Source organism: Paenibacillus sp. B1-35, assembly GCF_050474385.1.
GTDB lineage: Bacteria > Bacillota > Bacilli > Paenibacillales > Paenibacillaceae > Paenibacillus_B > Paenibacillus_B alvei.
The window spans coordinates 187,934-213,970 of sequence record NZ_JBCHVJ010000001.1 but is presented as its reverse complement, the minus strand read 5'-3'; the positions used below and the strand labels follow the sequence as shown (position 1 = coordinate 213,970).

Annotated in this window: 22 protein-coding genes; 7 read left to right on the top strand and 15 right to left on the bottom strand. The window is 46.0% G+C overall.

Annotation, left to right across the window (positions count from 1 at the left end; translation table 11 throughout):
- The first annotated feature begins 1 nt into the window (after position 1).
- On the top strand, positions 2 to 1,576 hold the full coding sequence (locus ACQ5BJ_RS01055; RefSeq protein ID WP_430107922.1) for an ABC transporter ATP-binding protein: 1,575 nt from the start codon (positions 2 to 4) through the stop codon (positions 1,574 to 1,576).
- Positions 1,573 to 2,361 carry an energy-coupling factor transporter transmembrane component T family protein gene (locus ACQ5BJ_RS01050; RefSeq protein ID WP_171415579.1) on the top strand — a complete coding sequence of 263 codons (789 nt, stop codon included), beginning with the start codon at positions 1,573 to 1,575 and terminating at the stop codon, positions 2,359 to 2,361. Before ACQ5BJ_RS01055 ends, ACQ5BJ_RS01050 begins: the two co-directional genes overlap by 4 nt.
- Before the next feature lie 73 nt (positions 2,362 to 2,434).
- Here the strand turns inward: ACQ5BJ_RS01050 and ACQ5BJ_RS01045 are convergent, their stop codons facing one another.
- The 4 genes from ACQ5BJ_RS01045 to ACQ5BJ_RS01030 all read right to left on the bottom strand — a co-directional run bounded on the left by ACQ5BJ_RS01045 (position 2,435) and on the right by ACQ5BJ_RS01030 (position 6,394).
- Positions 2,435 to 4,138 (bottom strand): DUF4179 domain-containing protein, encoded by a 1,704-nt coding sequence (locus tag ACQ5BJ_RS01045; RefSeq protein WP_268619787.1) that lies wholly within the window; start codon positions 4,136 to 4,138, stop codon positions 2,435 to 2,437.
- A complete protein-coding gene (locus ACQ5BJ_RS01040) occupies positions 4,092 to 4,679 on the bottom strand; it encodes an RNA polymerase sigma factor (RefSeq protein WP_005549435.1) in 588 nt (195 codons plus the stop codon). Before ACQ5BJ_RS01040 ends, ACQ5BJ_RS01045 begins: the two co-directional genes overlap by 47 nt.
- 148 nt (positions 4,680 to 4,827) lie before the next feature.
- Complete coding sequence (locus tag ACQ5BJ_RS01035; RefSeq protein WP_005549436.1) at positions 4,828 to 5,769, bottom strand: DMT family transporter; 942 nt, start codon at positions 5,767 to 5,769, stop codon at positions 4,828 to 4,830.
- A 283-nt stretch (positions 5,770 to 6,052) separates the two neighbouring features.
- Entirely contained in the window at positions 6,053 to 6,394 is a 342-nt protein-coding gene (locus ACQ5BJ_RS01030; protein ID WP_268619788.1) for an ArsR/SmtB family transcription factor, read from the bottom strand.
- A 48-nt stretch (positions 6,395 to 6,442) separates the two neighbouring features.
- Between ACQ5BJ_RS01030 and ACQ5BJ_RS01025 the strand changes: the two genes are divergently transcribed.
- A complete protein-coding gene (locus ACQ5BJ_RS01025) occupies positions 6,443 to 6,589 on the top strand; it encodes a hypothetical protein (protein WP_268600285.1) in 147 nt (48 codons plus the stop codon).
- Positions 6,590 to 6,728: 139 nt separating this feature from the next.
- Here ACQ5BJ_RS01025 and ACQ5BJ_RS01020 read toward each other — a convergent pair whose 3' ends face one another.
- Entirely contained in the window at positions 6,729 to 7,802 is a 1,074-nt protein-coding gene (locus ACQ5BJ_RS01020) for a hypothetical protein (protein WP_268619789.1), read from the bottom strand.
- A gap of 164 nt (positions 7,803 to 7,966) precedes the next feature.
- Here ACQ5BJ_RS01020 and ACQ5BJ_RS01015 point away from each other — a divergent pair, with 164 nt between their 5' ends.
- Complete coding sequence (locus tag ACQ5BJ_RS01015) at positions 7,967 to 8,656, top strand: DUF421 domain-containing protein (protein WP_430107914.1); 690 nt, start codon at positions 7,967 to 7,969, stop codon at positions 8,654 to 8,656.
- Between the two features lie 8 nt (positions 8,657 to 8,664).
- On the opposite strand, the gene ACQ5BJ_RS01010 is transcribed toward ACQ5BJ_RS01015, so the two are convergent.
- The 6 genes from ACQ5BJ_RS01010 to ACQ5BJ_RS00985 all read right to left on the bottom strand — a co-directional run bounded on the left by ACQ5BJ_RS01010 (position 8,665) and on the right by ACQ5BJ_RS00985 (position 15,098).
- Entirely contained in the window at positions 8,665 to 8,967 is a 303-nt protein-coding gene (locus ACQ5BJ_RS01010; RefSeq protein WP_005549442.1) for an antibiotic biosynthesis monooxygenase family protein, read from the bottom strand.
- 39 nt (positions 8,968 to 9,006) lie between these two features.
- The gene (locus ACQ5BJ_RS01005) at positions 9,007 to 9,459 is read right to left on the bottom strand and encodes a hypothetical protein (protein WP_005549443.1); all 453 of its coding nucleotides are present in this window, start codon (positions 9,457 to 9,459) and stop codon (positions 9,007 to 9,009) included.
- A 370-nt stretch (positions 9,460 to 9,829) separates the two neighbouring features.
- Positions 9,830 to 10,693 (bottom strand): hypothetical protein, encoded by an 864-nt coding sequence (locus ACQ5BJ_RS01000; RefSeq protein WP_430107911.1) that lies wholly within the window; start codon positions 10,691 to 10,693, stop codon positions 9,830 to 9,832.
- Between the two features lie 215 nt (positions 10,694 to 10,908).
- Positions 10,909 to 12,252, bottom strand: a complete 1,344-nt coding sequence (gene brnQ, locus ACQ5BJ_RS00995) for a branched-chain amino acid transport system II carrier protein (RefSeq protein WP_430107909.1) — start codon at positions 12,250 to 12,252, stop codon at positions 10,909 to 10,911.
- Between the two features lie 104 nt (positions 12,253 to 12,356).
- Entirely contained in the window at positions 12,357 to 13,700 is a 1,344-nt protein-coding gene (locus ACQ5BJ_RS00990; RefSeq protein WP_430109386.1) for a TldD/PmbA family protein, read from the bottom strand.
- A gap of 9 nt (positions 13,701 to 13,709) precedes the next feature.
- Positions 13,710 to 15,098, bottom strand: coding sequence for a TldD/PmbA family protein (locus tag ACQ5BJ_RS00985; RefSeq protein WP_430107907.1), 1,389 nt, complete (start codon positions 15,096 to 15,098; stop codon positions 13,710 to 13,712).
- 317 nt (positions 15,099 to 15,415) lie between these two features.
- Between ACQ5BJ_RS00985 and ACQ5BJ_RS00980 the strand changes: the two genes are divergently transcribed.
- The 3 genes from ACQ5BJ_RS00980 to ACQ5BJ_RS00970 all read left to right on the top strand — a co-directional run bounded on the left by ACQ5BJ_RS00980 (position 15,416) and on the right by ACQ5BJ_RS00970 (position 19,799).
- Positions 15,416 to 17,506: a serine hydrolase gene (locus ACQ5BJ_RS00980; protein WP_430107904.1), complete on the top strand. Its 2,091-nt coding sequence runs from the start codon at positions 15,416 to 15,418 to the stop codon at positions 17,504 to 17,506.
- Between the two features lie 164 nt (positions 17,507 to 17,670).
- A complete protein-coding gene (locus ACQ5BJ_RS00975; protein WP_430107901.1) occupies positions 17,671 to 18,357 on the top strand; it encodes a response regulator transcription factor in 687 nt (228 codons plus the stop codon).
- 11 nt (positions 18,358 to 18,368) lie between these two features.
- Complete coding sequence (locus ACQ5BJ_RS00970) at positions 18,369 to 19,799, top strand: sensor histidine kinase (protein ID WP_268619796.1); 1,431 nt, start codon at positions 18,369 to 18,371, stop codon at positions 19,797 to 19,799.
- A gap of 48 nt (positions 19,800 to 19,847) precedes the next feature.
- On the opposite strand, the gene ACQ5BJ_RS00965 is transcribed toward ACQ5BJ_RS00970, so the two are convergent.
- From ACQ5BJ_RS00965 to ACQ5BJ_RS00950, 4 genes are all read right to left on the bottom strand, one after another.
- Entirely contained in the window at positions 19,848 to 20,336 is a 489-nt protein-coding gene (locus ACQ5BJ_RS00965; RefSeq protein WP_262866783.1) for a C40 family peptidase, read from the bottom strand.
- A 377-nt stretch (positions 20,337 to 20,713) separates the two neighbouring features.
- On the bottom strand, positions 20,714 to 21,859 hold the full coding sequence (locus ACQ5BJ_RS00960) for an AI-2E family transporter (protein WP_005549457.1): 1,146 nt from the start codon (positions 21,857 to 21,859) through the stop codon (positions 20,714 to 20,716).
- Positions 21,860 to 21,862: 3 nt separating this feature from the next.
- Positions 21,863 to 22,441, bottom strand: a complete 579-nt coding sequence (locus ACQ5BJ_RS00955; RefSeq protein WP_430107896.1) for a hypothetical protein — start codon at positions 22,439 to 22,441, stop codon at positions 21,863 to 21,865.
- 243 nt (positions 22,442 to 22,684) lie between these two features.
- Positions 22,685 to 25,870 carry a bifunctional cytochrome P450/NADPH--P450 reductase gene (locus ACQ5BJ_RS00950; RefSeq protein ID WP_430107893.1) on the bottom strand — a complete coding sequence of 1,062 codons (3,186 nt, stop codon included), beginning with the start codon at positions 25,868 to 25,870 and terminating at the stop codon, positions 22,685 to 22,687.
- Between the last annotated feature and the right edge of the window lie 167 nt (positions 25,871 to 26,037).

Sequence of the window (26,037 nt, the reverse complement as noted above, 5' to 3'; positions counted from 1 at the left end):
TATGCAACAAAAGTCTTATACGAATTCGTCTGCATATGTTGACCGTTTGCGCCTAACTTTCCCAGGAGAGGAATCCTTGCTGTTCAAGGACCTCTCCTTCAACATTTCTACTGGTGAGAAGGTTCTGCTCCTCGGGCCAAGCGGCTGCGGAAAGTCTACACTGCTGCAAGTGTTAAGCGGAATTATCCCCCATTCCATCGAAGTTCCGCTCAAATACGATGCGATTAAGCTTCCATCTCGCTGGGGGTTCGTCTTTCAAGATCCAGATAGTCAATTTTGTATGCCATATGTCGATGAAGAGCTTGCTTTCGTGCTGGAAAATCTCTCGATCCCGAAAGAGCATATGCAAGCATACATGACAGACATTCTTGAGCGTGTGGGCTTGCAATTCGCTGATCTTCACATCGAAATCAGCACGCTGTCACAGGGAATGAAGCAGCGGCTTGCACTTGCTTCGGTGTTGCTGCTCGAGCCGGAAGTATTGTTCCTTGACGAGCCATCCGCACTTCTCGATCCAGAAGGCACGAAGCAAATATGGGACACGGTGAAAAGAGCCGCCATTTCCTCCACCATCTTGATCGTGGAACATAAGATTGAGCATGTCATCGATATGATTGATCGGGTTGTATTGTTCGACAACTCTGGGAATATTCTAGCAGACGATGAGCCCAATATTATCTTTCAGCGCCATAAGGATAAGCTCATCGAGTATGGCATCTGGTATCCAGACGTATGGCTGGATTATTTGCAGTCGGAAGCCTACCGAACCATCGTTCAAAGTAGAAATGAAGTTAGAGCACACCAAGACGGAATGAACCCAGCCTGTAAACTCCAGTTCGGGAATAATCGGGCAGAACCGATTCTATCCTTGCAGGATTTCGCGGGATATTACGAAGACATTCGTAAAATATATGTATCTGCATGTGATGTCTATTCTGGAGAATGGATTGCAATCGTTGGAGCAAATGGTACAGGAAAAAGCACTCTGCTGCTGTCCCTTATGCAGATTATCCGCACAAGCGGAACCTATTATGTCTCAGGCAAAAAGATTGCATCTTCGCGTAAAAAAAGATGGTTTAAAGCATTATCCAGCAAGGTACAGCGCCCTCCAGCCGAGCTGGCATTCGTCTTTCAAAATCCAGAAATGCAGTTCCTTACTGATTCCATCTATAACGAAATGGCTTATGAATCAAGGCAAGAAAGAATGGATGAGAACGACATTGCACGAAGAATTGAACAGATGTTAACAGCATTCGATCTGAACGTAAGTCACGAACGGCATCCCTATCATCTATCTTTGGGCCAGAAACGCAGATTAAGCGTTGCAACAGCTATGATGCGAGAACGCCCTGTTCTGCTGCTGGATGAGCCCACCTTCGGACAAGATGCCAAAAATACATTTGCAATGCTAGAAAAATTGGAACAACTGCGGTCAAACGGAACTACCATCATTATGATCACACATGATATGCACATTGCCAATAGTTTCGCTGATCGGGTATGGCAAATTGATGACGGCAAATTGTTGAAAATGACCGTGCCTGTTCCTATCCTCAGGGAGGTGCAGTTGACATGAATTTGCTTGCGCCTAAGTCTGAGACATGGCTGCACCGGGTGAATCCCGCAATCAAGCTTGTCGTTTTTATCATTCTGCTCCTTGTAGCACTGCTTAACCGACAGCTTGATTTTGCGCTCTATCAGCTTGTCCTGTACACGCTGCTCCTGTTCCTATGCAGTGGTCATTCCAAGACAAAGCTGCTCTTATTGACGCTCCCCTTTCTGTTCTTATTCGTCTCGACAGCGTCCACTATGATTCTATTTGGTAAAGGAGAGCATGTATGGTGGTCTTGGGGATTGATCCGCATCTCGGAAGAAAGCTTCTATCGTGGGCTTGTCATCGGGGTGAAGACACTCTGCTTCGGTATGCTTGGGTTGACATTTGCCTTTACGACGAAGCCGATACTTCTGTTCTATGCACTCATGCAGCAGTTCCGGCTTCCGCCGCAATACGCTTATAGCTTCATCGCTTCCTTGCGGCTGCTCCCTGCGATTTGGGAAGATTACCGAACGCGATCACATGCACTCCAAATCCGTGGGGTTCGATATAAAAGCGGCTGGAGAGGAATCTTTGAACGCCTTCATACGTATGCCCTACCATTGCTCGCACAAAGCATTCGGCGCGCTCAACGCGTCGCTGTTGCAATGGAAGCGAAACGATTCCAAATGAACAAATCACGTACGTATTTTTACATTACACGGTACCATAGTATCGATCTTGCCTTCGTATTGTTGGTGTTCACTTTAGTCACGGCTATTTTTTTGTTATCGCTTCGTTTTCCTCTATTTCACTTGGTCTATTGAACATGTTATCTCTGGATGATAAATGAAAAGAGGCTCAGTCCTGTTTGGACAGAAGAGCCTCTTCGTTCTTTCCTTATTCCTCGTACTTCCATGACACGGAATGCTTATACGCAGGGAGTTTCATCTTCCAATTGATATCCCGATAGATAAAATCGGTTGCCGTCCGTGTTAAGGTCAATTTCTTCGGCACATGATCCAACCCTAGAATGGTAAAGTCGCCATCGTAATCGATACCACCTCTAACATACGAGCCCCTGACGTCAATTGGATATTCATGTCCCTTCTCATCCTGGGCAATCCACCTTTGCCCAGTACTATCCGTAGACATGGTTCCAATCGCTTTTAACTTTAAAGATTTTTTGATCCCTTCAGCTTTGCTCACATAGGTTTCCTCGAACCCGTTCGGGTTCAACATTTTAAATTCATCACCAGCAGCCTTGAATACGGCTGGACCATCTTCCAAGCTTGCCAACGAGAAACTGATAGAATGATTCGTAAACTTCGGGAAGTGATAATCATCAATCCCTAATTCTCCTAAATTACCGAGATCCTTAAAAGCGCCAAACGTATCTATGCATGTCACTACTTTCGAATCCCCTTCTTCTCCTAACGTACAGCTTGACCGCAAGGGGAACATTGCCGGGCGCTCATCATAATCATGATATTTGTGGTCTCGAATATTGAGAGCTATATACTTGCCCTCTGTATCCTTAATGTAGTATCCGATTTCATGATAAGTATATAGCGCTAGATCCTCATTACGTGGTGCGGCACCTGCAGGAAGCTTCGACTGAAACTCGATTTGAAATGCGCTAGCGTGAAAAATCATGCGCGTCGGCTTAATTCTTGTTCCATCAGGTGCCATATATTCGCCGTTCAATGGAATCTCCCTTACCTTCTTCCTAGCTTCCGTCATATCCACATCAATTGAGAAGCGCCAATCTCCATTTACTAGTGTATATGCAACCTTGTCGCCTTCCCAACCAATTACGTCTATATTTCCGCGTATTGTAATCTGGTCGGTGTCTAATGTCCCAATAAGGCCGAGATCAATCATCCCGTACTCTTTCCCCTTCTCGCCGCCTTCCATATTGTGCAGCCCAAATGACGCATTCGGATCGATAATCGACTTGCCATCCGCGTCAACAACATCAATGGAACGACGTTGCAGGTAATCGTTTTGCGACTTGCCGTCTGGCCGCAGCAAGCGGTAAGCGATGACAATGCGCGACGTATCCGCCACGACTTCCTTCACTTCCAGCGTGTAACCTTTATCTTTCTTTTCAATATTTACGAAATGATGAATACCGATGATATCGGAATTTAGTAACCCTACGTCCTCCGTGCTCTCGATCTGGAATAGTGACTTAATCCAGTTGGCTACTGTCGGTTGCGTGAAGCTGAGGATAGAAGCAAAAATCAAAATAATTGCGGCAGCGACCCATTTTTTTCGTGAAATCCTCTTTCGGGAAGCCATTTGTTCCATTATGGACACATTTCCCTTAGCATCCTCATTCCTTGCTTCTTGTTTCCCTGCAACTTCCTCATCTGCAATAACCGCCATGATGCGATCTGTAAAGGAATCATCCAGCTTGTACGGATACAACGTTTGGTGCATTACACCCTGCTCCTCTATGCATGTCTCCAGTAAATGCTGGCACGGTGTACAGCTCTCAATATGATCCATGGCGCTATCAAGCCGTCCATTTACCATCAGTTCCTCCATCTGCTCATACGTGAGACATCTCCCCGACATCACTGACTTCCCTGACATCATGGCTCCCTCCTTGTTCAATCAACTTCTTCAATGACTTTTTGGCTCGATACAACGCATTTTTCACTTGGTGCATAGTCAAGCTCGTAATCTCGCAGATTTCCTCATACGTACACTCGTTGGTATAGCGGAGCAGGATGACAATACGTTGCGCCGGCGGCAATTGCTGAATGAATTGCTGCACATGCTGCCGAGATTCCGCTCGCAAATACAACATCTCCGGTGTAGTTTCGTCTGCCACGGATTCTTGATCCCATTCGATTAATGTGATCTGCTTGCGTTTACATCGATCCTGATAAGTACGAACAGTGATGGTATATAACCATGCGGCGAAGCTCCTGCATGGATCATGATCGGCCAGCTTACGATATGCCTTGATAAACGCCTCTTGCGCAACGTCCTGAGCATCCTCATGGCTCGCCCCAATACCTCGCAATAGCCCGTACGTTTGCTCCCTATATCGATTGACAAGGACAGCGTATAATTCCTGCCTGCCGCCAAGAACCTGTGCGATAATATCTCTATCTAACTCGGTGCAGCTCATGGCTCTCCTCCCTCATTGTTGTGTGTTCATAGATATAGACGAACCTAGTGCTTGCAACTTCTCATATTTGGGACAATAATTTTTTACGCGCAAAAAAGGAGAACCGAAGTTCCCCTTCCTATTTTCTATTCTACCTGATATTGTTTGTCTATTTTTTCACTGCATGCATTTCATTAAAGAATTGAGTAGACGACCGACTTGGTTGGATCGTTGCTAAGCACACACCTGCCAACACGAATAGGAGCCCAGCGAACAGCGACCAGGTCAAGCTGGCGCCATACAGCCACACAGAAAGAAGTGAAGTCACGATAGGTGTAAGGTTCAAATAGATACTTGCCTTGCTCGCCCCAATCTGGTGCACACCTAGATTAAAGATGATATATCCGATAAGTGTTCCGCATACCACCATATAGGCCATCTCCATCCATCCTTGAATGGACATTTCAGGCACCATCTCCCATCCTCCCTCAGGGATAGAACTGAATCCAAGAAAGATTGATCCGAGCAGCGTCATAACGGCAGTTGCAAACACGGGCGATACATCTTTGACTACCTTTTTTCCAACAAGACTGTATACAACCCCGCACAACAATGCACCGATAAATAATAAATCTCCCTCATTGAACGATAAGCTGGCCAATCGCTCAAGCGATCCCTTCGTAATAACCAGCACCACACCGATAAATGAAAGAGCCAAACTGATTCCCAGTTTTCCGTTCCAAGCCTCCTTGAAAAATAAAATAGCCCCCAGAGAAACGAACAGCGGCATCGTGGCGATGATGAGAGAGCCATTAATGGCTGATGTGTAGTGCAGCGCCACAAAAAACAAAGCATTATACCCGAATATCCCTGTTAGCGATATAATAACGAGTCCTTTCCAATTTGTCTTCAGCCCTTGCAGATTCCATTCTGATCGGACAGTAACTAGAAGCAATAAAAGGAGACCAGCCAATCCAAACCGAATCGTAGCGGCAACGAGCGGCGGAATTTCCGTGATCACATGTTCAGCCGTTGAAAATGACCCACCCCAAAATAAAGGCACGAGCAGCATAAGAAAATAAATGCTTTTGTTGACGCTGTGATTGTTCAAAATGAATCATCTCTCCCTGTATATAGATTATATGTTTAAACTTATAAACATAATGTGCAAAAAAATAACCACGCAGCAGCACACAATACGCCTATGGCCATTAGACTACTACGCGCCCATCTCCTCCAACATCAGATCGATGTGGTGGACGACACAGTTCGGACAGAAGAAGGAATTATCCGATTTTATGTAACAGATCCATTGGGAAATCGACTGAAGTTCTTAGAAAAGAACTAGCAGCTACGGACGATTCTTCTCTCCGAACCTAGCCATGCCCCCTTATTCACATACCCGCTTCAATGGACATCATCAAGTCTTTAATCGTCGTCATAAATTCTCTAACGCTTAAGGAATACAGTTTCTCATTCGCTTGCTTATTGAATGTAATGAGACCGGCTTGTCTTAATATTTTCAGATGATGAGAGACGGCCGGTCTTGATATGTCCATCTGTTCGGTTATTTGATTCACATTTAAGGCGCTATGTTCAAGCAGAAGCATTATGATTTGCTGTCGATTCGTATCTCCAAGTGCTTGAAATATAGGTGTTGCCTGTTGAAACTTCTCCAGCACTTGGTCTTTATTGCTGCAATCGTATTGTGTGTGCTCAACTGTGATAATTCTCACCTCGTATGTTCAAATGTTTAAACATACTCTATTATGAGATCCACTTACTTGAATGTCAAGCGTAGTCAATTGATCTTGACGAACGATGTCTCGTTCATTCAGCCTCCAGCTCATGATCAATCTCAGCCACTTCGTCACCGTGTTCCAATTGCGAGCCGTCACATCCTTACCCAATTTTCAGAAATTGCTGGCTAGCTTGACTAGGACACTTTGCGTCGATATAGACTATAAATTTCTCAGCCAACAATGTGAAACCCATCCTCACCGCCAATGCCATGAGACAGCATGGCAGCAACGTTTGGTTCAGGTTCAGACGCACGGCCTGTTTAGGGTGTTATGAAACCAAATAAATGCCCAACGGAAGATTCGATTCTCCAGCCGTCATCAGTTTACAGGTGAATGAACTCTCCCCAGGGGGAACAACAATCGCAGCAATCAAGCACACATTTGTGTTGTTAAGCATAATGGGTATACCTTTTACTTCTCCATCAACGAGAATAGCACCTGTATAGGCACCCCCACGCGGATTCAAGTAAATGCGGATGGCCGCTTCTCTTTCGGTATGATTATGCAGCGGAATATCAATCGAGTAAATAGCACCGAATTGGCCAAAATTATCGACTGCCCCCTCACCAATATCACTCGTGCTAACCGTGAACAGCAAGTCGGCAGCCGCCGCTCCGTTCATTTTCGTTCGCGCACACACCCGATAGACGCTTTCCGTTCCAACGATATATGCTGGCATGGCTGCATGTACCTCGGAATAAGACCAGCATCCGCGCGGATGGGTGCCATACGAAGGAAGGGGGTCTGAATGGACTAGTCGCAAGTCCGCAGCCATATCCCGGCTTACAACCGTACGGACAACATACTCCATGACATCAGCAGATGAATCTCGTGTTACTGTGAACTCATAAATGAACCCGGCAAAATAACCATGTTCCAATCTCACAGATTCGATTAGTGCCGTCCTCTGACAAGCTGCCTCTTTATCGACAGGAATACAATGCTCCATAGTATCGCTAAGACAAGCCTTTACAAGACATTGCCCTGCATGAATCATTTGATCGTTGATTGGTTGAACAAGAATCTCTCTCCGTACCTGCTGAATAGTAATATTACTTGATGTGGATATATTTTGAATGGTTACTCCTAGTTGCAATGGTTGTCCTGTTTCGTTGCGATGCCAGCCGAATATCCGATGTAGAACGAATTGCTCGTCCGAACGCATGATATGATGCCACAATGTCCCTTCTCTTCCCGGGAGTGACGATGAATTTAATATTTCAGGATTATCGCTAACCAGCAGACATCGTTGAGCCGACGATTCTGCACGCTCTACATCCATAAATACCGAGATCGGTACATTCATGAAGTCGACTGGCAGGTCGTTTTGATAGTAATTCACAAAATCACTCATCCCCTTAACGTTTATATTCAAGTCTGCTGCTGCATTTACATGCTATGTACAAAAACGAAAAATAGCAAAAAAACCGACCAATGTCATTGCCGGCTGTTCGGATATTTCCCTATATCAGGGGTAAAATACGAAAAATAGAAAGGTGTGTATTTATGGAGGTTATAGGACGTACATTTTTAGCATTTATCGCCATGCTTTTATTCAATCGAATTCTTGGAAAGAAGCAAATGAGCCAAATTACCTTATTCAATTACATCACCGGTATTACCTTTGGTTCCATCGCTGCAGCCATGGCAATTGACCCGCATATATCTCTTCTCGACGGTGTCATCAGTTTGACAATGTGGAGCTTATTAACAATAGGAATTGGCACGCTCACCTTAAAAGTTCCACGTCTTCGCGTTATGTTAGACGGCGAGCCCACGATTATAATCAAAAAAGGCAAAATCCTAGAGAAGACAATGGCGTCTATGCACCTGAACATGGATGATGTAAGCATGCTGCTACGCGAGAAGGACGTATTTTCAATTCGAGATGTCGAATATGCTATTCTCGAGCCGCATGGCGGATTGAGTGTGCTAAAAAAAGTAGACAAACAAGCGCCCACTAAAGAAGATTTGAAAATAGGCACGGAACCCATCTTATATATGCCGACCGAAGTTATCACTGATGGTTCCATTGTATATCAGAATCTTAGAGAGCTGAACCTAACGAAAGAATGGCTGAATCAAGCGCTGCACAATGCAGGATGCTCGCCTGATCATATTCAAGAAATTTTTTATGCCGAACTTCAAAGCGACGGTACACTGCATATTGACAAAAGAAGAGACGCCGTAAAGTGAAAAGGGAATCAATAAAGCTGCACTGGTATCTGAACATAATGGTTCACGATGGGATCTATCTCATAATACTCATGCAACAGCGCATTCAACTGTTCGTATTGAACAGTATTTCGAAAGCCAACCGCATGCTCCTTCAACGAATGCCACCGGACGATAAGCAAATATCGATCGGCGGCCTCAACGCATTTATGCAGTTCATGGGAAATATATCCTCTAGACGATGTCAGAAGCGGCGATGCGTGACGGAAGCAGCTTTCGAAATCATTGCTCGTACCTGGTTTAATATGAAGCACCGCCACCTCTCTAATCATTTGACAATACGCCCCCTTTAAACATTACCTGCTACGGCATTAGAACCATGTCATGAAATAGGTATGGTTAACGGGTACCTCGTTCCGCTTGGCCCACTTCATCAGTTCTTCAATGCCACTCTGCGACTCTTGCGCAAAGGCAAAGCAGCAGTTCATCGGAATTATATGCTTTGATTTGAGTTGTATGCCGATTGCTGGACAATTTATTCCTTTTAGCTTAATCGCTTGAATCTCACTGCAATGGATCATGCGACCATTAACCGTGATCGTATCAGAAGCCGAGCTAATTTCCACTGTACGACGCGAACGCACCGCATATACCTCTACTGCTAACGATACAAGCACGATAGCTAGAACGGCCATCTGCATCATAAACAACAACGGGAAGGTTCGACCCGTCATCGCTGTAACCTGCAGCATTCCAAAGCTGAACAATAGAGAAGCTCCCAAAACTGCCTTCGTGCGCGTTGGATATTTCACCCGATAATTCATATCATCCGCCCCAATCTGATTCTCAAATAGGTTGTAAGATATCGCATTGGTGTCATTCCTTATTATACCATTAAAATTAACGTATTTGACACATTTTTTTCACAACAAAGACACATTTTTAGTTGCAAAATCTTATCAATAAATGATACCCATTCTTTTCGACCTATCTGTGCCTGATTTTCACGTTATGCGGCATGTTCATTTCGGGAGAAAAAAATTAAGGGGGGAAAGTAAAAAAAACTCCATTGGGAATAGCGCGGAACTCGCCGTCTACAATGGAAATTTCCACAAAAAAAAGAGAGGGAAGCCCTCTCTCCAAATAGCTTATATCCGATTACAGTAACAAAGTCGTCGCGTCATACACCTATTTTTACATATTATAGATTGTACCGGCACGATCATTGATGACCCTCATTTTCGTATTATCATTGATAATAATCTCCGCTCCCGGTTGACCGTCCATATTAACAATTTCCGTTACCTTCCAAGCATACGAATTCATCTTATAGTCGCGCGTCGATCGCGACCGATCGTCCACGATTCGAACCTTATCTACAAAATTCAAGATTACCTCTGCGCCCGGCTGACCATTCGTATCGACAGCATCGATTATCGCCCAAGTTCCGCTGTTGGCGGCATACTCTCGGGTCGTACCGTTCGTATCACTCACAATAATCAGTCTAGAGCTGCCATTCACGATAAGCTCGTCTCCGGGCTGACCGTCCGTATCCGCTATTTTTGCGAGTGCCCAGGACACATTCGGCATCTTATAATCTCGGTACGTTCCTTCGCTGTCCCTGATGACGCGAATCCCCTCTCCAATGTTCAATATTAGCTCCGCACCCGGCTTGTTATTCGTTTCGGCTGTGCCAACGATGGCCCAGCTTCGATTGCCTCCGACGGGATACTTGACCGCCCGATTGCTCCGGTCATGAATAATGTACGCGTCTCCTCCAGCCTTGATGGAGATTTCTTTACCTGGCACGCCATCCATGTCTTCTACGGGCCCGACAGCCCATACTGTATTGCCGAATGAATAGGAACGAGTCCCTCCCCAGCTGTCGACAATGTCCAGTTTGCCTCCGTTCCGATAGACCATCTGCATTGTGCCGTCCCCTCGCAAGTCATACGTACCTAAGTATGTACCGGATGCTGCTTGGGCTTGAGGAGCTTGAATCGTTAACACTCCTGCCAGCATTGTGGCAGCTGCAAGAATAGAGAGAATCTTTTTCATATGCGCATCACCTTTCCTTGCTTGGATTGGATGCCGTCACCTGATCCCGATCTATCTCCAGTATATTCCTCGTGCAAAACTTGAATCTATAGATTCAAAACGAAAAACGAATCTTTTCTTCCTTTATTCACCATTTTGTAAAATGTGGTACTTTCATTCCAAAGCCTATTTTTACATAAAAAGCTCCGTTTCCAACTGGAAACGGAGCTTTTATGTTATTCAACCGCTTCCGATACCGGCAGATCGTTCGGTTCACTGCGCATGAAGGACCAAATGCAGCCGATCGTTGCCCCTGCAAGCGCAGGCACGACCCAGCCCAGCCCTTCGGAATACCAAGGCAGGTAACGGTACAATTTCTCAACGTGCTCAACTTCAAGCCCCGCCTGTTTCAGTCCGTCCACAATGCTGATCAATGAAGTGGCAAGCAAGCTACCAATATATACAGCCGATCGCCCCTTAAAAACATGGTGCATCAGGGTCAAGCCGATAAGGACAATTGTAAGCGGGTAAATGGCCGACACGATTGGAACTGAAAATGAAATAATCTGATCAAGACCAAGATTCGTTACACCCACGCTTATGATGCATAATATTCCGATCCACTGCTTGTAAGAAATGCGCGGCACAATAGAGTGGAAATATTCCCCGCAAGCAGCGAGCAGGCCAACCGATGTCGTCAGACATGCCAGAATAAAGACAATGCCGAGCAATATCGTACCCCATTTACCAAATAAATGCAGCACAATGGCCGTCATAATCTGACCGCCATTCGCGGCTCCTTCAATGATGGAATGACTTGTTGAGCCAAGATAGCCGATCATCATATAAATGATGGCCAAGAACACGCCTGCTATTAGTCCGGCCTTTATCGTGATGGCTGACAGCTTCTGCGAGCTAGATATCCCGCGCTTGCGCAGCGCAGATACGACGACACTTCCTAGCAGCAGAGCGGACAACGCATCCATCGTCGAGTAACCGTCAATGCCGCCTTTGAAGGCAGCTTGATTTACGTATGCTTCTCCCGGTAGAGCATATTCCCCTAACGGATGGAACATGCTCTGTATAAAGACGAGTATGATCATGATCAGCAGGATCGGGGTCAGCACCTTGCCGATTCGTTCAAACAGCTTCGATGGATTCAGGCACAGCCAATAGCTGATAACAAAATAAATAAAAGAGTACACAAATAAAGACCAGCCACTCGTACGCAGCACTTCAGGCAACAGCGGAACTGTTCCCATTTCAAATGCCACACTTCCTGCACGCGGAATAACAAGAAATGGCCCGAGTGCTAAATAAGTAATAAAGGTGAACACAAATCCGAATCCAGGATGGACACGATTCGTCAATGACTGTAAATCACCGGATTTTGCAATCGCAGTAACGCCTAAGATCGGTAGACCTACAGAGGTAATTAAAAATCCGATCATAGCTTCCCATACATTTGAACCTGCGGCATATCCTACAGCCGGCGGAAAAATGAGATTGCCTGCACCAAAAAATAAGGCAAAAAGCATTAAGCCAAAATAAAACGTTTCTTTTTTTGATAGTTCAGTCATGCTGCAACTCTCCTGCTGTCATCTATCAACCGATTATAACAATACATTATAAAAAGCCAGCTTCTTTCCTGTCAAATCCAATTCCTGTGCATCGTCTTGCAGAATTACGCTCCAGAAATGGTTAAACCCTTTACCTTTAAGGATGGCACATTACAGCTGCCTGTGAAACACAAATCATTAGCAACTTCTTCAATTTGCTTTAGGAGATCGAACAAGTTACCAGACACGGTAATTTGGTTAACTGAACGTACAATCGAACCTGCTTCAATAAGGAATCCGATACAGGACAAGGAGAATTCACCTGATATCGCATTCGTCCCTGCGTGCAGACCTTGCAGTTGTACAATCAGCAGCCCCTTCTCTGTCCCTGATATTAGATCATCCAGTGATGCGGAACCCGGTACCACGTACATATTGTGAGGAGCAATCCCTATTTTACTGCGGTATCCCCTTTTTGAGGCATGGCCTGTTGACGCTGCGCCAAACTTACGAGCAGTCTTTAAATTATGCATATAGGTCAGCAGCTTGCCATCCTTAATGATCTCTGTACGCATCGCAGCATGGCCCTCCGCATCAAAGGAACACGCCCCCGGAACGCTATTCATCAACGGATCGTCCACAATCGTAATATTGCTGCCTGCGATCTGCTCACCAATTTTGTCCTTCAAACCAGAGAAGCCTTTATCAACTGCATCTGCTGAGAAAATAGACGTATACGCCCCAAGCAGCGTACTGGCAGCATCATGTCGGAAGATGACTGGATAATTATCCGAGACAACGGTGTCTGCACCAAGCTTAGACACAGCTTCGTGCGCAGCTCTGCGAGCTACAGCGGCAAAGTCGATATCCTCAAATCGTTCCATTGAAAAGTCGTACCAGTCTCCAGTTGTCGTCATGCCGAGCTGTGTTGCCACTACAGATACACTACCTGCCGCAGTGCTATAGGAAGCGCGGCAATTCAGCCCCTCCGTATTGGCAATCAGTACATCACTCTCGGTCACTATTACTGAAGAGCTGCGCACTAAAGAGATACGTTCATCGAACTCCAGTGCAATTCGCTCCATGTCCATTGCAGCATCAATGAATTGTTGCGGCGGTGTGCTTTTCAACGCAGCATCATACGTCTTCACCGCCGAATAGGAGGCTGAACCCGCAAATAGCTGATCCAACTCACTGCTCTCCGTAGCTTCCGCATTACTTTTAGCTTCTTGCACAAGGAAATCGATGACATCCTCTTCTATCCGCTCCGAATACGCATTGCCCATTTTTCCATTGTATTCGGCGCGGAAGGAGACTCCGCCACTTTCCTTAATCGTGTAGGCATCAATATCTCCTTTGGACACCCGTACCGATGTTGAACGCGTCTGCTCATAATAAATTTCCATTTTTACGCAGCCGAGTTCCCTGCCCGCTTCAAACAAACGCTGCTGAAATGCTGCTATCTCCATCGCCACTTCCTATTCCCCCTTTCTTCCGCCAACCGTCATGCTGGAAACGCGAACCATAGGCTGTCCGCAGTTGACCGGAATACTGCCGCTCAATGATCCACACATGCCTTGGCCGTGATCAAGGTTATTGCCGACCATATCGATTTTCTGCAGGATATCAATCCCCTTGCCGATCAAGGTCGCTCCTTTGACTGGCTCTTCAATTTTTCCGTTGCGCACCATATAACCCTCATTAACTGCAAAGTTGAATTCACCTGTTGCCGTATTCACAGAGCCTCCGCCCATCGTCTTGGCATATAATCCATACTCCGTATTTGCGATAATCTCTTCTGGCGAAGAGCTGCCCGCCGCAATATACGTATTATTCATGCGAGAGGTAGGCGCAAATTGGTACGACTGCCGCCGTCCTGAACCTGTAGACGGCATCCCCATCTTGCGGCCGCCGAGCTTATCGATTAGGTAGCCTTTTAGCACGCCGTTCTCGATCAGCACGTTGCGCTGCGTTGGCGCTCCCTCATCGTCTATGTTCAATGAACCCCACGCATTCGGAATTGTACCGTCATCGATAGCGGTAACGAGCGGGGACGCTACCTGCTCTCCTAGTTTGTCAGCGAACACAGAAGCCTTCTTCGCGACAGCCGTCGCCTCAAGTCCGTGACCGCATGCTTCATGGAACAGAACGCCCCCGAAGGCATTATCGATGATAACAGGCAGCTTGCCGCTCGGCGCATAAGCAGCTCCTACCATCGTCGTCGCAATGCGAGATGCTTCTCTGGCGCATCCACGGATATCCATCGACTCGATGAATTCCAATCCTGCATGAGCACCCGGACCCACATATCCCGTCTGCTTAATGCCGCCTGACTCTGCAATGGCGCTGATCATCATTCGCCCGTATGTGCGCTGATCCTCAACGAACAAGCCTTCCGAATTGGCGATGCACACATTTTGCACCCAGTTATATAGAGAAACTGAAGTTTGCGCGATCACTGGATTATACTCCTTGGCAGCTAGATGCGCTTGTCTCATCCATTCGATTTTGCGGTTCTTCGTCACTTCATTTGGCGGAACGAGAATCGGATGCTGATTGACGAATGTCGATTTGCGCAGATCAATTGAAATATCCTTCGCTTGGCCTCGTATCGCTTGAGCCGCAGAAGATGCAACCTTCATTAAATTATCGGAACTGCAATCGTTCGTGTAGGCATATACCGCAAAAACGCCGTTGAGCACCCTTATGCCGACTCCATAATCTCGGCCGCCAAGCGCTTGTTCAACAACGCCGCCGATCATTTCAAGACTCGATGCTGTTCGATTCTCTATAAATACTTCAGCAAAGTCCCCTCCGGTAGCAAGCGCAGCGGTAAGTATGTTTTCAATCAACGTCGGATGAAGCATGATTATAAACCTCCTTGTAAACTAAATTTCTTATTTGCATATGTATGTATTGTGATGTAAGGAATTCCTTGAAAAAAGCTTGCTTTCGGTAGGAAACCTCATCCATATGTACTCTATTATACATGAATATCATATCGCTCGACTCTATCGAATAAAAAACAATAGCAAGTGCCTTTTGCTTCATTAAAAAATTCTTACAATTCAAACTGCGCATTTATGGTAATCCTGTGAAGTATAGTGTTTAAAAGCCACAGTCTCATATGTACTGCAAAAGTTCAGACTCCATCGTTCTATATCCGAATTATGAGGAGGGTAACATGCAACGATCTTCTGTACATTCATCTGCAAGTCCCCACATGAATCGTCGCGTACGCAAGCTATTTTTAATACTATCTTTAGCTGTTGCACTAGCGACCGTAAGTTCGGTTCATGCTGCTGATGCCCAATCAGCACAGGTCAATCCAAACGTTTCACAGAGTGCTTCATCAAAAATTTCTACGATCCCAACGACATTGACGAACGGCCCCTCCGATCCAAAGGAGATTGAGTCCTTTGCTGATCAGTTGTTTGCCTCGCCATCCTTACAGAAGCTCCCGGGCGCGGTGTTTGTCGTTGTAAAGAACGGACAAATTCTGCTTAGTAAAGGATACGGCTATGCAGACGTCAAAACGAAAAAACCAATGGACCCCGACACTACAGTTTTGCGTTTTGCCTCCGTTACGAAGCCGTTTGCGTCTGCAGCGCTGCTTCAATTAGCAGAGCAAGGCAAGCTTGATGTAAAAAAGGATATAAGTGCCTATCTGGGCGATCTCACAATCCCCCGCAAAGTTGACGGCGCGCTAACTGCCGAGCATTTAATGACCCACACAAGCGGATTCGATTATCCAGAAGCCTCTGACGATCTATCCATTACCTCGAATGCCGATTATGTTCGTAAACATATGCCTACAGTTGTACGCAAACCTGGCACTTCCTACAGCTATGATAATTTCGGCTTCAAACTTCAGGGCTATCTCGTAGAACGCATCACAGGAGTGCCATTCTATGAATATGGCATGAAGCATATTCTTCAGCCTCTCGGCATGACACACAGCAGCTTCATTATGACGCCTGAAGCGAAAAAGAATCTCGCAACAAGCTACACAGGCACAGGCGAAATGATACCTTACTATGAAGTATCACCAGCAGACGGCCCCGATGGGAGTCTTGTATCAACTGGTTCAGATATGGCAAAATTCATGATTGCGCTACTAAATGGAGGTACATATAAGGGACAGCGAATATTACACTCCGACACGGTACATGAGATGATGAAAATTCGTGTTTCTGCCCACCCCAAGGTGCCAAATACAACATATGGTTTCGAATCGTTGTATCATGAATCCTTCAATGGTCAGCACATAATTGGCAAAGGCGGCAATCTTCCGGGATTCGGCTCGTTTATTTGGCTTATGCCCGAAAGAAATGTTGGATTCATGGTTATCTATAATCGAAACGAAGATTCCAAGGAAGACTTTCGCAATATCGTATTTCGTTCCTTTATGAATCACTACTATCCAGACCAACGGCCTGTTCCCGCAGAAACGACGCTTGACAAAGATACGGTAAAAAAACTGGTTGGTGAATATCGTGATTTGCGTATCGGGTTCCACTCAATTCGAATTACTGTACAATCGGATGGAAAAATAAAACTAATTGACTCTATCAATGGCAATTCTCAATCTTTATCGCAAATCGATCCGCTATTATTTCGTACAGAGAAAGGGAAATATGTTGCCTTCAAGCAAAATGACATCGGCGAGATCTCCTACATGGATTACAATAACGTAGCCTGGTATGAGAAGCTGTCCTTGCCTGACATTCGCTATACCGATGTTGGTACCGATCATCCGTATCGCAGCTATATTCAAGATATCGTTATGCGAAGCGGAGACACCGAACATAAAGGGCTCTTCCGCCCTGCTTCACCAATCACACGTGCTGAATTCGTATCTATGTTCATGAAGTGCTTGCGTATGCAGCCTTCTCAACACCCAAGTTCTTTTTCAGACATGAAGGGACACTGGGCCGAGAAGGATGTCCAGGCAGCTCATAAAGCGGGCTTAGTTTCCGGCTCATCTGGACAGTATTTCAATCCCGACCAGCCGATTCAGCGGCAAGAAGCAGCCATGATTGCATGGCGATTCGCCAAGTATCTCGGATCCCCCCCTCAACAAGTTAAATTGGCAGGCGATACTGACGCATGGGCCATTGACGGAGTTAAGTATGCAGTTGCTATGCGCAAGTACGGCCCTGAAATCACTACGGATGCCGACAGCTCGATAGACTATGAGTCAAAACGCAGCATGCTGCGGCAAGAAGCCGCGGCATTAATCAGCACTATATTTAAGCAGGCTATTTCTTTCTAGATCATAAGGGCTCCCATCGATCCTTTTATTATGATCGTGGGAGTTCTTTATTTACAAACATGATTGCGACATTTTACCTTCTTATCACTCAAGTGCCCCATGCAGAATGCATTATAAACATCGAGGCAATACTATAGGCAAACTTTTGCAAACGTGGTGAACACATGTCAGCCCACTCCATATTATTAGTCGAAGATGAACAAAGTGTATCCCAGTTCATCCAACTTGAACTTGAGCATGAAGGATATGAGGTACTTCTGGCTGAAGATGGCGAACAGGCACTTGAATTCTTTTATCAAAATGAATGGAGCCTGATCCTGCTCGACTGGATGATACCCAAGCTGAATGGTCTGGAAGTCTGCCGCAGAATTCGCCGTACTAGCGATGTCCCTATCATATTGTTATCTGCTCGTGATTATGTAGGGGATGTCATTGCCGGACTCGATACCGGCGCAGATGATTATATCACGAAGCCGTTTGAAATTGAGGAGCTGCTTGCTCGCATACGCACTGCTCTGCGCCGACCCAATCAGGCCGCAAGTACAGAACAGAAGGAATACCGGCTTTCAGACCTGACTTTAGATGTAAAGAAAAGAATCGTTTCTCGTGCAGGTGATCGAATTGAGTTAACGCAACGGGAATTCGAGCTTCTGCAATACTTATTGGAGCATGCTGGTGAAGTCATTAGTCGTGAACAACTATTATCTTCCGTATGGGGATATGACTTTGTTGGGGAGACCAATGTCGTTGACGTCTACATTCGTTATTTGCGCAACAAGCTGGATCGCGGCTATCAACATAAATTAATTCAGACTGTGCGCGGTGTCGGATACGTACTGCGTGAACCATAAGGATCAATGAAATGTCCATGTTCAAATCGTTAATCCAGAAAATGAAGCACTCCTCCAACACGCTAATGTTCAGATTTACGATCTGGTATGTGTTAAGTCTATTAGCTGTAATCCTGCTTATTGGGATATGCATTATGGGTGCAGTAACTCACTTTTTACTTCAGGACTCTAAGCAGGAATTGTTCGCAGTTGAACGCAAGCTGAGGGAGAGCATTCAGGAGGGATTTGTAGATTGGCAATCCTTGCTGGATGAGCTGCTGTACCCCGATCATGCAAATTATGATGTGCAAATTGTGTCCTTTGATGGGCGTGTACTAGCTCAAACCCGCAACTGGGATGAAGATTTTCTTACCGAACAAAAGATTCGATACTATTGGTTGGAAGCTGTTCAGTGGAATAAAGACTTCGGATTATTTATTCAAGATGATGTCATATGGAATCAATCGAATGGACAGGTCGGGAAAATTTATATTCATGTACAGCTCCATTCAATTGAGCGTATTTTGCTTATTATTATCAAAGTCCTGTTCATTACTGCATTAGCTAGCTCATCGGTAGGATCGTTGCTGATCTATCACATTACACGCCGGAATCTCTCTCCCTTATTCAGCATAATGAATTCGATCGTCCAAATGAAGAACGCACCGAATTTAAGGCAAAGGGTATATGTCCCTGAGACACCTATGGAGCTGACTAAGTTAGCGGAGCGTCTCAATCAGCTGTTGGATGAGCATGAGGAACTGATTGAACGGGAAATGAACTTTGTAACGAACGCTTCCCACGAGCTCCGTACTCCGCTGACCGCATTTCGTGGGCATGTGAAACTGCTAAAACGTTGGGGCAACCAAAACGCAGAAGTGCTGCAAAAATCACTTCATTCATTGGATCAAGAAAGCCAGCGTATGCAGCGCCTTATCGTTCAATTGCTGGCATTAGCTCGTTCTGGCAATAACGCCCCACCAAAGGAAAAAGTAAATCTCACCGACGTTGTACGAGATGCAATCAAACAATTATGGAAACCTGATTCTCAAATCACCTTAAAACTTCATCTGAACAAGGATACTTATGTATCTGGTGATAAGGAACAATTGCGCCAAGTTGCCGTTATCCTTATCGAAAATGCCGTGAGGTATACAAATGATCCTGGCTGGATTGAAGTTTCCGTCTTTCAAGAAAAGGAACTTGCATGTCTTCGTGTGTCAGATTCTGGAATCGGAATTCCCGAAGAAGAACTGGACAAAATATTTGATCGGTTTTATCGTGTTGACAAGGCACGCTCAAGGGTAACAGGAGGGACAGGCATTGGCTTGTCAATTGCTAAAGAACTTGTCGAGCAGCATCAAGGCCGGATTCGAGTGGAGAGCACCGTTGGCCAGGGAAGTACATTTCTTGTAAGCATCCCGTACTTGCATGAGTCCTCAGAACATACAACAAGCCTATAGCCGCATATTCCCATGCACGCTATAGGCTTGTCTCATTCATTTATCCAATTAAATCACGCGGCGAACTTTCGTGAGGCGTGATTTCCAACTGCTCAAGTTGTCGATTCTTACCCCGCCTTTGCCGTATGTGTGCAGGATTTTTCCGTTACCCATGTAGATGCCGACATGATGTACCGGTGAGTAGAAAAAGAGAAGATCGCCTTTTTTCATATTGTTCTTGCTTACTGCAACGCCAACTGTGGACTGCTTCTTGGACGTACGTGGAAGTTTAATGCCATATTTGCCGTATACATATTGAGTAAACGAGGAGCAATCAAAAGCAGATGTGCTTCCTGCTTTCGCACCGAATTTATATTTAACACCTAAGTATTTTTTTCCTGTTGCTATAATCTTGTCTGCTTTTGAGCTTTGTGATGTAGAAGCAGCGCTAACTGTATGGACTGGCATTACTGCACCAGCTGACAATGCGAAGGACAAGCTTAATGTGACACATACAAATATTTTTCCAAACTTTTTTTTATTAAACAATATTCTCATCTCCTAGAATAATGGATAGTGTGCTGCGGTCACCAGCGACGTAACAACCATAACACATGATTTTTATCCACCATTTACTAGGAAGAAGGCGGATCACCGCCGTTTCTTACTTTTTTGTAATCTATTAGAACAGCATTATAAAATTCTCATCTTTCTCTTCTTGACAAATAGGTAGATGTGAACTGGTCTCCTCCCGAAATGATAAATATCAATAAGATTCAATACTAGAAACATCAGGATTTTGCGGTGCATCTACTACTATTATCTCGCGTGATGCGTATAAACAATGCAATCAAAAAACAGCGCCATCTCATCGCTTACGAGCGTTGAAATGGCGCTGCATTATTATTATTAAATACCTAATCTGCAGAGTCGACTTACATCGTAAGATGATCGTCATAGAGATTAGAGCGACGCTTGAACCAATCAAATAAATGCGTCACAACAACCTTAAGCACTGCATATCCAGGCACGGCCAGAATAATACCCACTACACCGAACAGGTTGCCGGCTGTCAATATGACAAAAATGATCGTAATCGGATGTATGTGAAGTGTCTTCCCCATAATTTGCGGCGAAATGAGCTTCCCTTCCACCAATTGGACAATCGTCCAGACGATGATCATTTTCAGCAACATCATTGGTGAAGTGACAAGCGCGACGATTAGGGCGGGTGTGATTGCTATCGCAGGACCCAAGTACGGCACAATACTCGTACAAGCTGCGATTACTGCTAGAATTAATGAATATTCAAGCCCGATGATTAAGTAGCCCGCATACAATAATATGCCGATGCAGAAGCTTACAATAATTTGACCCCGTATGTAGGAACTGATTTGATTATTCATCTCGGACATCACTTGATGTGATTGCTTGCGCAGCGAAGTTGGCAAGAATGTAAGGATATACTCAGGCAGCCTCCGGCCATCCTTCAGTAAATAAAATAGAACGAATGGAACGATGACAAGGCCGAGAATCGTTTCTGTGACTGCACCTAGAAATCCGCCGATTCCATTGAATGTGTTGTTTAAGAGTGAAGTTGCCCGTTCGGATAAGGAGCTTACGAAGTTGCTGGAATTAATATCGATGCTCTGCTGGATACGGTTGAAGAACTCGCTGCCAATCATGTCGCGGAACAACGTTTCAATCTGGGTACTAAACCCTGGGACGTTGGCTATCAAGTCAATCACTTGCTTCCGAATGACAGGAATAACAGCAAGAACGACGACCGTAATAATGCCGATAATAAGAATATAAAGGATGAGAATGGATATGAATCGTTTGATTCTCCATTGCTCCAGAAAATCAACGATCGGATTCAGCAAGTAATAGAGCACACCTGCTAATAGCACTGGAAACAGAACTGTCTTAATGAAAATAATGAATGGAGAGAAGATAAATGAGATTTTTGTGAAAATAAACACGTTCAAACTAACTAACAGCACAATCAACAAAAACGAGATAAGTTTATGATTCAAGATGAACGTTAACATTCTGACTGGCCTTGTTGCTCGTTTCTCCATGCATTAGCTCCCTTCTGTGTTTGATGTAATCTTAATCAAGAATTGCCCCTCTCCATCCGGAATGATTGCTAACTTCCAATCAAATGCTTTCGCTATCCAACGTACTTGTACATACAATTGACCGTCTCGGATCATAGGACCGCGGTATGTCTCCTTCAATACTTCACAGACATCCGACTCTGGAGCACACTTCTGATCCGGTTGATAAACATGGGTGTAATCTTCGTAATCCTGCTTGCCATTCGGATGTGTGCTGACCCAATATCCACGATAGTCATTCCCCCAAACTTCGACTGTCTTGGTCTTCTGCGGCATAGCGTATACATGGTAATCATATAATCCCGGTTGAAACGCATAGGACATGTCTAGCCCCATCGAACCCTTTATTGCGGACAATGGAACCAGGATCATGCCATGCTCATTGAACACCTCATTCTGTGCTACAGTTACATTTCCCAGCTGAACTGCATATTTTGTTTTCGCAGCGGCGGCGGCATCATCAAGACCAACATTCCACCCCAGCAAAGCAATCCCAAGCAGCACGCCAGCGATTAACGTTCTTTTTATATGATGTACAGTCAACTCCAGTCCTCCTTTTTTCGTTTTTAAGATTAAATTTCACATCCATATAATACCATAACAATTAACAAGTTGAGAAAGAACATTTTGAAGCATTTTCTGCAAAAAAAAAGCAATGACATGAGACGACAACACCGCCGTTCCATGTCATTGCAAGTTGTTTCTTTCCACTGTGCATATTCCTATCCATCCGATAAAATGCCGTGTTTCTTATGAACGTCGCCAGAGCCACTGCAGCTAAAGACGTTACAACCCCGACCACACATCCTTCGCGAATTTACCTTCTGCTTGTAGGCGTTCCAGCCACTGCTTCGCCTCCTGCTCATGGACGCGGTGCACGGTCTGGTAAGCTTGCCGCAAAGTTGCCTCTACATCCGGCGCCATTTTGCTTCCATCTCCACAGATGTACAAATGGGCTCCTTGATCCAGTAATTCAATGATTTGTTCCGCATGCTGCGCGATAAGATGCTGGACATATGTTTTGGCCTCACCTTCCTTACGCGAGAAGGCAGTATGTACGATCACGATTCCATCTTGTACATATCGCTCCAGTTCCTCGCGGTACAAATAATCCGCCTCATTGCGGCAGCCGTAATAGAGAATGGCTTGTCCAAGCGATTTGCCTTCTTGCTGCAGCGCCTGTCTAGCTTGCAAAAAACCGCGGAAAGGTGCAACTCCGGTTCCAGGACCGACCATAATGATTGGCGTGACAGGATCGGCTGGGGGCTGGAATCTCGATTCAGGTGTTCGGACGAACATCAGAATCGAGTCCCCTGCTTCCCGAGCAGCCAAGTAGTTGGATGCAACTCCGCGATATTCACCATTGCCGCTCCACGCCGGGCCGCGCACAACCCCAACCGTGATGCTCGCCCGTTTCTCCTGAATGCGGGGTGAACTGGATATCGAATAATATCGAGCCTTAAGCGGAGGCAGCAGTTCTAAAAACCGCTCGAACGGCATCTCGCAAGCTTCGTATTTCTCTAACAGATCAAGCATGGATACCCGTTTGCGCAACACCTCAGCTACATACTTATCTTCGGTTAGAAGTGATTCCAATTCACGCCTATGAGGCGGACACGCCGTATAAGACGCCAATTCGCGCAGTTGAGCTCGAGTCGCCGCTTCTTGCAATTCTACACTATGGCTTAATAAATCGGACAGGCTGACAGGTTGGCCTGTAGGCAGGTGAGCCGCGCTGCGTCCGCTTGCATTGACGATGAGATGATCACTGCCGTTTAGCCCGAATCTGCGCAGCACGCGCCCAACCTGAGCAGCGTGATTACGCGGCAGCACGCCCAAATGATCGCCTTCCTCATAGGTGACTCCATTAGGCAGTGCGATCTCGATATGGCGGGTACTGCGTCCGCTCCCCTCCTGCTGCAGTTCGCAATTGCTAACTACTTCAGCATGAACCGCTTCATACGATTGGGCCAGGCGACTGCCTGCGTAATCCTTCACGAATTCGACAGTAAGTGTACTGCGAGCACCTTCGGATTGCTTGGTCGGCTGCAACCCTAACACATTCATCATGTCCGGCCACAGCTTCGTACGCCAGCTTTCGACGTTGAGCTCGAAGTCTCCGCTCGCATCTCCTTCCCCACGCATCATAAGCCGTTCAGCGCCCTTTTTCTGCATCTGCTCGTCTACGAATCGCGGTACATCTTGATAGGTGCTAGCCCAATTGCGATCTCCACATCCGAATACAGAGTAGCGAACCCCTTCCAGCTCACCATCATCTAATCGCTCCAGCCACTCCACGAATGTCTGTGCATTGCTTGGCGGCTTGCCATTGTAAGATGAGGTCACAATGAGAACGGCCCCGGTTCTTGGGAGCTTGCCCACATAATCACTCAGTGGGGCGACCTGGCTGAAGAATCCCTGATACCTTCCTTCATCCGCCAGCTCGCGGGCAATGCCTTCGGCCGTTCCGAGATTGGATCCGTATAGGACGAGAAGCGGAGTGTCGTGCGCTTCGGCCAATGGAGCTTGCTGAACATGTTCCTGCTCTCTTGATTCACCAGCCGCCGCTCCCTTTTCAGACCAAGCGACAGCCCCTAGTTTCTTCCGCTGCCGAATGCGAATCCGAAAATCGTCAGGCTTCAGCGTCAAGGCTTCCTTCACCTTTAGTTGATAGTTGGTATGATCGATAATTTCGAAATGCTTGAGCACCATGCCCAAAACGAGCGCAGCCTCCTGCAGCGCGAACTGCTGGCCGATACAAGCGCGCTGGCCATTGCCGAAAGGCTTGTAGGCATGATGAGGAATTTGGCTCGGATCCTCGAAGCGCTCGGGACGGAACTGTTCTGCATCTTCTCCCCATACAGCACTGTCTCGATGCAGCCTCGGCACAAGCACATTCACACTCTCCCCCTTCGCAAGCGGGTACTTGCCAGCCAGCAGCGTATCCTCTTTCGCAAATAGCGAGAATGCCGGGGCGGTCGGCCATAAGCGAAGAGATTCATTAAGTATCATCCGTATGTATGGTAATTGTCTCACCTGTGCATACGTCGGAACAGGATCCGTCAACACTCGATCTACTTCCTCGTAAGCCTTCTGCAAGCAGGCGGGATGCTTCAGCAAGTAATAGATGGCGAACGACAACAGGCCGCTTGTCGTTTCGTGACCCGCGATAAGAAACGTAATAATCTGATAGCGGATGTTCTCGTCATCCAACGACTCTCCAGTTGCAGGATCCTTTCCGCTTAACATATGACTCAGCAAATCCTGTCCGGCCTCTTCCGGCTGTTGCTTCCGCTCTGCAATGATTTTGTCTACGAGCGAATACATGAACTGAATGTCATGGTGAAACTGCCGCTTCGTGACTACCATGAGCTTATCTTGGATATTGAGGCGCTGAAGCTGATGCATTGCTTCGCTTAGAGCGCGAACCATGCTTGTAATAAACGGATGGGGCTGATCGCGATAGAAGCTGTTGAATCGATAATTGAAACCGCAGAGTCCGATTGTATCAAGTGTCAAGCGTGTCATATCTTCGGGTACATCGATACTTTCATCCGGATTGAGCCTCGACCATTTTTGGATAAGCTGCACTGCAATATCGACCATCATCTCATGGTAACCGCGCATAGCCGACTGACTGAAGCTCGGCAGCAATATATGATGAGCCTTTTGCCAGTTCGGCTCTGCTGTTTCGCTTGTGAACAACCCGTCGCCGGTAAATGCCCGCACACTGCGCAAGGGTGCCCATACGTTCTTATCGAAGCGTGACTCGTCGCACGCATCCTTCACCAATTCATGGCCAGAGATAAAAATTTCACTTCTCCCCGGCAAATCAATGCGAAATATAGGGCCATACTCCTCAGCCAACTGCACCATAGATTGAACAGGCGCCTCCAAATTCAACTGCGGTAAATTCCCCAGCAGACCAAACGTTTTCGGCTGAGGAATATGGGGTGAATTTGATTCTGACATTGCGGTATCTACTCCTTACAAATAGACATATTAAAGCATATAAACTTTCGGTCTATTATTCGCAATATCGCACTCCTTCATCCCACATAGCAAAAGAGCCGCTGCAAAAACAATAACGGCTCCACCGAAATTATCTTTACAGAGGCTCTTTTTACATAGAGGCTATA

What these genes read in the sequence shown, in the direction of transcription:
- ACQ5BJ_RS01055 (WP_430107922.1), top strand. Translation starts at nt 2, where the DNA reads ATGCAACAAAAGTCTTATACGAATTCGTCTGCATATGTTGACCGTTTG.
- ACQ5BJ_RS01050 (WP_171415579.1), top strand. Translation starts at nt 1,573, where the DNA reads ATGAATTTGCTTGCGCCTAAGTCTGAGACATGGCTGCACCGGGTGAAT.
- ACQ5BJ_RS01045 (WP_268619787.1), bottom strand. Translation starts at nt 4,138, where the DNA reads ATGATGTCAGGGAAGTCAGTGATGTCGGGGAGATGTCTCACGTATGAG.
- ACQ5BJ_RS01040 (WP_005549435.1), bottom strand. Translation starts at nt 4,679, where the DNA reads ATGAGCTGCACCGAGTTAGATAGAGATATTATCGCACAGGTTCTTGGC.
- ACQ5BJ_RS01015 (WP_430107914.1), top strand. Translation starts at nt 7,967, where the DNA reads ATGGAGGTTATAGGACGTACATTTTTAGCATTTATCGCCATGCTTTTA.
- ACQ5BJ_RS01010 (WP_005549442.1), bottom strand. Translation starts at nt 8,967, where the DNA reads ATGATTAGAGAGGTGGCGGTGCTTCATATTAAACCAGGTACGAGCAAT.
- ACQ5BJ_RS01005 (WP_005549443.1), bottom strand. Translation starts at nt 9,459, where the DNA reads ATGAATTATCGGGTGAAATATCCAACGCGCACGAAGGCAGTTTTGGGA.
- ACQ5BJ_RS01000 (WP_430107911.1), bottom strand. Translation starts at nt 10,693, where the DNA reads ATGAAAAAGATTCTCTCTATTCTTGCAGCTGCCACAATGCTGGCAGGA.
- brnQ (WP_430107909.1), bottom strand. Translation starts at nt 12,252, where the DNA reads ATGACTGAACTATCAAAAAAAGAAACGTTTTATTTTGGCTTAATGCTT.
- ACQ5BJ_RS00990 (WP_430109386.1), bottom strand. Translation starts at nt 13,700, where the DNA reads ATGGAGATAGCAGCATTTCAGCAGCGTTTGTTTGAAGCGGGCAGGGAA.
- ACQ5BJ_RS00985 (WP_430107907.1), bottom strand. Translation starts at nt 15,098, where the DNA reads ATGCTTCATCCGACGTTGATTGAAAACATACTTACCGCTGCGCTTGCT.
- ACQ5BJ_RS00980 (WP_430107904.1), top strand. Translation starts at nt 15,416, where the DNA reads ATGCAACGATCTTCTGTACATTCATCTGCAAGTCCCCACATGAATCGT.
- ACQ5BJ_RS00975 (WP_430107901.1), top strand. Translation starts at nt 17,671, where the DNA reads ATGTCAGCCCACTCCATATTATTAGTCGAAGATGAACAAAGTGTATCC.
- ACQ5BJ_RS00970 (WP_268619796.1), top strand. Translation starts at nt 18,369, where the DNA reads ATGTCCATGTTCAAATCGTTAATCCAGAAAATGAAGCACTCCTCCAAC.
- ACQ5BJ_RS00965 (WP_262866783.1), bottom strand. Translation starts at nt 20,336, where the DNA reads ATGAGAATATTGTTTAATAAAAAAAAGTTTGGAAAAATATTTGTATGT.
- ACQ5BJ_RS00960 (WP_005549457.1), bottom strand. Translation starts at nt 21,859, where the DNA reads ATGGAGAAACGAGCAACAAGGCCAGTCAGAATGTTAACGTTCATCTTG.
- ACQ5BJ_RS00950 (WP_430107893.1), bottom strand. Translation starts at nt 25,870, where the DNA reads ATGTCAGAATCAAATTCACCCCATATTCCTCAGCCGAAAACGTTTGGT.